The sequence below is a fragment of the Ectobacillus sp. genome (assembly GCF_056992975.1).
This window is the reverse complement of record NZ_JBXKMX010000156.1, coordinates 1-5,734: the sequence shown is the minus strand read 5'-3', so window position 1 is coordinate 5,734 and position 5,734 is coordinate 1. Positions and strand designations below refer to the sequence as shown.

At 38.6% G+C, this 5,734-nt stretch carries 4 protein-coding genes and 1 pseudogene; 4 read left to right on the top strand and 1 reads right to left on the bottom strand.

Annotated elements, in window-relative coordinates; all coding sequences use genetic code 11:
* Positions 1 to 638 (top strand): LPXTG cell wall anchor domain-containing protein (locus tag AC11ZT_RS07365; protein ID WP_484058977.1); only part of this gene is annotated, 638 nt, incomplete at its 5' end.
* A 56-nt stretch (positions 639 to 694) separates the two neighbouring features.
* Here the strand turns inward: AC11ZT_RS07365 and AC11ZT_RS07360 are convergent.
* On the bottom strand, positions 695 to 1,024 hold the full coding sequence (locus AC11ZT_RS07360; RefSeq protein ID WP_484058976.1) for a helix-turn-helix domain-containing protein: 330 nt from the start codon (positions 1,022 to 1,024) through the stop codon (positions 695 to 697).
* Between the two features lie 446 nt (positions 1,025 to 1,470).
* On the opposite strand from AC11ZT_RS07360, the gene AC11ZT_RS07355 reads away from it, so the two are divergent.
* The 3 genes and pseudogenes from AC11ZT_RS07355 to AC11ZT_RS07345 all read left to right on the top strand — a co-directional run.
* Positions 1,471 to 3,825 (top strand): immune inhibitor A domain-containing protein, encoded by a 2,355-nt coding sequence (locus AC11ZT_RS07355; protein ID WP_484058978.1) that lies wholly within the window; start codon positions 1,471 to 1,473, stop codon positions 3,823 to 3,825.
* 310 nt (positions 3,826 to 4,135) lie between these two features.
* Entirely contained in the window at positions 4,136 to 5,503 is a 1,368-nt protein-coding gene (locus tag AC11ZT_RS07350; RefSeq protein ID WP_484058975.1) for an aldehyde dehydrogenase, read from the top strand.
* Positions 5,504 to 5,639: 136 nt separating this feature from the next.
* Positions 5,640 to 5,734: pseudogene (locus tag AC11ZT_RS07345) on the top strand (histidinol dehydrogenase); the annotation flags it as partial.

Sequence of the window (5,734 nt, the reverse complement as noted above, 5' to 3'; positions counted from 1 at the left end):
GTGTATTCTGGCTCGGATTACTCGCTTATGTATTACTTGTATGCATATCCAATCCAACGAGTAAAGTATTTGCAGCAAATCAGCAGGAAATAGATGTACGACTTACCCCCCAAACCATAAACATGCCAATCAATAATATGAAGCCAGGCGATGAAGTGAATGATGGTTGGTTTATTCATAATGATGGCCGCCTGGGTCTTCAGTATCAAATGGAGACAGAATTGATTGGTGGGAGTGAACTGCTCTATAAAGGACTATATATTACAGTAAGAGACGCAGATAAAGTCATATATACAGGAAAGCTACAGGATTTGAAATATGTAGAGAATCGTCAGCTAGACGTAGGGAAAACAGACCACTTAACCTATACAGTCCTCTTCCCAGCCGAGCTTGGCAATGAATACCAAGGATTACAGGCTAGGATGCAGTTTGTCGTATATGCAACCGAAGCGACTACTTCAACAAGCGGCAATCACCCTAGTAGTTCTACGAACACAAGTTCAAATGTTGACAAAGGATTAAGCGTAATTTCAAAAGCTTTGCCAGATACTGCTACGGGATATAGTAATTTTCTCGTTGTCGGCGGAGTGATCTTGATTGTAGGTTTATTTTTACTTGGCAAAAGAAAACAAGCATAGTGTGTCTAGAAAGAAAAATAAAAAGTAAGAAGAGCGGCCATTTGTGACTGCTCTTCTTACTTTTGATTAGATTTCCACTTATTAAATTCTAGAAATTCCTTAAATTGTTCCTTTGATACACCGGAGTGCATCGCATCTTTTACAAGCTGCATCCACTCCGTATCTAAGTCTAATTCTGACTTTTCTACGGTTTTATCGTGGATAAAGTAATCAATCTTCACATGGAGCACAACGGCAATCTTCTCTAAAAATTGAATAGAGGGATTATACTGCAAATTTCGTTCAATGGAACTTATGTATGATTTTGCTACGCCTGCTCGTTCTGACAGTTCAGTTAATGAAATGCCTCGTTGCTGGCGCAATCGTTTGATACGTTCGCCGATCATAGTTAAACGCACCTTTCTTAAGAAATCCGATTTATCTATTAAATTATAACATATTTATCATGCGATTGTTATAGTACCTATGTCTAGATTATGATTGTTTTAACATGCATATATAAATATATTTATTTTTCATACAGTATATTTTCTATTATGTGAAGAGACCATCTTGTTTAGTTTGAGTCTACTCATGACAATAGAAACGTATAAACTGCGTATTTAACAAATACGAATATTCCCCTTTTTTTATTATTATTACTATAGTAACGGCATAATCTTATTTAAAGTTTAGCTAGTATTTTATGATTTATCGAATTTGTAAAAATTTAATTAAAAATATTACAATATGACGAAATGCGTTGAAAAAATATGTAAAATTTTATATTTTCAAAATATTAGAAAAAATATTATTTTATGGGAGATGGGGCTATTTGAAGAAAAACAATTTAATGAAAGCTGTTTCTGTGATTACTGCTTTTTCTATTCTCAGCGTTTCGTTTGGTATTGGAGGAACAGTAAAAGCTGTGGGGAATTCCGGAGTTTTCAGCAGCCCGATTGACGATCATCTAATTCCTGAGGAACGTCTAATTAAGGCATTGAAGGAACGAGGTGTAATTCGGAAAGATGCATCCTATAACGAATCTGTTAAGGCAGTGAAAGCCTATGTGACAAAAAAACAAGCAGATAAACCAGGTAAAGATAGTCTATCGTCTGCTAAACTTACAGATTTTGTGAAAAAAGTAAAGGATGCAAATCAAAGGGTAAAGGAAAAGGCGGCGCAGCCATTAAGTAATGCTTCTCTAACACCAATTGCACCGAAAGCGAAGGACGGCTTTATTCCGACATCTTCAGCGCAGCAAGCGTCCTATAACGGACCTGTACGGACGGATAAAGTACTTGTTATATTAGCTGAGTTTTCGGATTATAAGCATAACAATATTGTTCAAGAGCCAGGGTATATGTGGACTAATGATTTTAATCAGGAACATTATCAAAGTCTCTTATTTGGAAATCAGCCATTTAAATTACAAGACGGTTCGCAAGTAGAATCGTTTAAGAAATATTATGAAGAGCAATCGGGTGGGAGTTATACAGTAGACGGATATGTAACTCCTTGGGTAACGGTTCCAGGAACAGCAAAGGAATATGGAGACGATAGTCCATATGGAGGGAATGATAACCAAAGCCCATTAGGACCTCGTGATTTTGTAAAGGATGCAATAAATGCTGCGGTGGCAAACGGTGTAGATCTTGCCCAGTATGATCAGCTTGATCCGTATGATGTCGATGGGGATGGAAATACGAATGAGCCAGATGGCGTTATCGATCATTTAATGATTATACATGCTGGTGTAGGACAAGAAGCAGGGGGCGGAAAGCTAGGGGACGATGCGATTTGGTCTCATCGCTGGAATTTAGACAGTGTCTATCCAGTAGCTAATACAACTGCATCTGTGAAATACTGGGGTGGTAAAATGGCCGCGTACGATTATACGATTGAACCTGAGGACGGTGCAGTTGGTGTATTCGCACATGAATACGGCCATGATCTTGGCTTACCAGATGAATATGATACACAATATACAGGAAACGGTGAACCAGTGCAGTCTTGGTCCATTATGAGCGGAGGTAGCTGGGCAGGATCAATAGCAGGTACGCAGCCAACAAGTTTTTCACCGCAAAATAAAGAATTTTTCCAAAAAACAATTGGAGGAAACTGGGCAAAAATCTTGGAAGTAAACTATAGTGACTTGCCGCGGCAAGGGGTCTTTTCATTTCTTGATCAAAGTGTAACGAAATCGAAGCGACCAGGTATTGTACGTGTAAACTTACCTGATAAAGAAGTACAGGGGATTCAGCCTGCATTTGGTAAGAAGTATTATTATAGTACAAAGGGTGATAATCTTCATACGATATTGGAAACGCCGCTTTTTGATTTGACCGGTGCAAAGAGTGCTACCTTCAACTTTAAAACGTTATATGAGGTCGAGACAGATTACGATTATGTTCATGTTAATGTGTTAGATGAAAACGGAGGAAAACTTGAAGAAATTGATACGCTCGGTGATGAAAATGTAAAAAACGGAATGGATACGACTGACGGAAACTGGGTTGCTAAGTCGTATAATTTAAGTAAATTTACAGGCAAAAAAGTCAAGCTTCAGTTTGAATATATAACAGACGGTGGTTTAGCACTGAATGGGTTTGCGCTGGATAATCTATCGTTAACAGTAGACGGGAAAACCGTATTTAGTGATGATGCGGAAGGCACGCCAGCGGTTACGCTAGATGGATTTGTCTCATCAAGTGGTTTTGATCTCAAGAAACATTATTATTACCTAGAGTGGAGAAATTATGCAGGTGCTGATGTTGCCTTACAATTTGCACGTGGACCTAAATACAATACTGGCCTCGTTGTTTGGTATGCGGATGATAGTTATTTAGATAACTGGACTGGCGTGCATCCGGGTGAAGGATTCATTGGAGTCGTGGATTCCCATCCGCAAGCGATTGTTGGAAGTCTAGATGGTGCACCAACTATAACGAATAGCACGCGCTATCAAATAGCAGATGCGGCGTTTTCTTATGATAGAACTCCGTCTTGGTATGTGAACTCTCCGTCACGTGGTATTTATGATTACAAAGGATTTCCAGGTGTTACTACATTCGATGATAGTAAATCTTATGTAGATCCATTGATTCCAGATGCAGGTCGAAACGTTCCAACCTACGGCTTACAATTCCGAGTAATAGGAGAAGCGAATGACAACTCAGCTGGAGCGGTTTGGATTAAAAAGAAGTAAACGAAAAAGAAAACTGGTAGGTAAGTTCGAGGACACTGAAATTCAGTGCCCTTTTTTTATAGAGATGATTAATTTGAAGCTCGTCTGCCTTGATTTACACTCGAAGCGGTAATCAAACGAGAGGATTGAAGCCTGCCAACAGTGAATCACACTCGAAGCGGTAATCAAACCAGTACCTCCGAAAGTTCTACCAGTTTGTATGGTTCGATGTTAAATGGAATCAGTTGACAGGAGGAATGGATGGTGGCATAGTAAAGATAAAACTATAATGTTCAACAGTTTAAACTTAAAGACGAAAGGCGTGAACAGGATGGATTTCTCGTCATTGGTACAAGAGCAGAAGAAATATTTTTACAGTGGGCAAACTCGTGCTCTTCCAATTCGGCTTCTTCATTTAGATGCTCTTTATAAAGGGATTCAGAAGTATGAAAAGGAAATTATAGAGGCGCTTCAAAAGGATTTACATAAATCTGAGTTTGATTCGTATACAACAGAAATTGGCTATGTATATAAGGAAATTTCCTTTATTAAAAAGCATCTTTCTTCTTGGATGAAACCAAAGAAAACGAAAGGTGCACTTCTAAATTTTGGTTCAACCGGAAAAATTGTTGCAGAGCCGTATGGAGTGACGCTCATTATCGCACCTTGGAATTATCCATTTCAATTAGCGATAGCACCGTTGATTGGGGCGATTGCTGCAGGAAATACCGCCATTGTTAAACCTTCGGAATTAACGCCGACCGTATCAGAGGTTATTGCAAAGCTAATAGGGGAAATATTTGAACGGCATTACATTACAGTTGTAGAGGGCGACGCTTTAGTAACAACCGAGTTATTAGAGCAGCCTCTTGATTATATATTTTTTACGGGTAGCGTGAATGTTGGAAAAATTATTATGACAGCAGCGGCCAAGCAATTAATTCCAGTTGCTTTAGAACTCGGGGGGAAAAGCCCAAGTATTGTTCATTATGATGCAAATTTAAAACTTGCCGCTCGGCGAATTGTATGGGGTAAGTTCTTAAATGCAGGACAAACGTGTGTAGCTCCTGATTATTTGTATGTTCATCAGGCAGTCAAGGAAGAATTGCTATCCCATATGAAAAAGGAAATTGAAGTCATCTATGGGAGGTATCCACTTGAAAATGATCAATATACGCATATTGTAAGTGAGCGTCATTTCCGACGCCTTGCAGGATTTTTAGCAGACGGAACTCTTGTCGTAGGAGGAGAGAAAGATGAAAAGCAGCTTGCCATTGCTCCTACTATTTTAGATCACATTTTATGGGAGGATGCCGTTATGCAGGAAGAAATATTTGGCCCTATTCTTCCCGTTCTTTCTTATGAAAATTTAGAGGACGTCATTTTAGCCATTCAAAATCATCCGAAACCACTTGCTTTGTATGCATTTACGGAAAGTAAAAAGATACAAGATGAGATTGTTGACCGAATTTCTTATGGCGGCGGTTGTATAAACGACACGGTCTATCATTTGTCAAATCCATATTTACCATTTGGAGGAGTTGGTGAAAGTGGAATAGGAGGGTATCACGGAGAATATAGCTTTTATTCTTTTTCTCATCAGAAGAGTGTACTTACTCAAAGTACGAAATTTGATTTTAAATTCCGCTATTATCCGAGTGAAAAAGGACTGAACCTCATCAAAAAGTTATTAAAGTAAAACCAAAAGGCAACGCGATTTCTTGATGAATCGCGTTGCTTTTCTCATTAAACTATATGGAAAACAAATGAATAGTTTACCTATCCTTTTGACAATAGTATGTGGTAAAGAAACTTCTAGAAATGGGTGAGAGATGATGTTTCGCTATTTCAAGTATAAGCTGAATGATACGGTGCAGTTTCATGAAAACGATGGACATATTTATCGAATCGTGGGTTATCGGCTTGAGAA

Excerpts from the sequence above, each read along its gene's own strand:
- AC11ZT_RS07350 (WP_484058975.1), top strand. The coding sequence starts at position 4,136 with ATGGATTTCTCGTCATTGGTACAAGAGCAGAAGAAATATTTTTACAGT.
- AC11ZT_RS07355 (WP_484058978.1), top strand. The coding sequence starts at position 1,471 with ATGAAAGCTGTTTCTGTGATTACTGCTTTTTCTATTCTCAGCGTTTCG.
- AC11ZT_RS07360 (WP_484058976.1), bottom strand. The coding sequence starts at position 1,024 with ATGATCGGCGAACGTATCAAACGATTGCGCCAGCAACGAGGCATTTCA.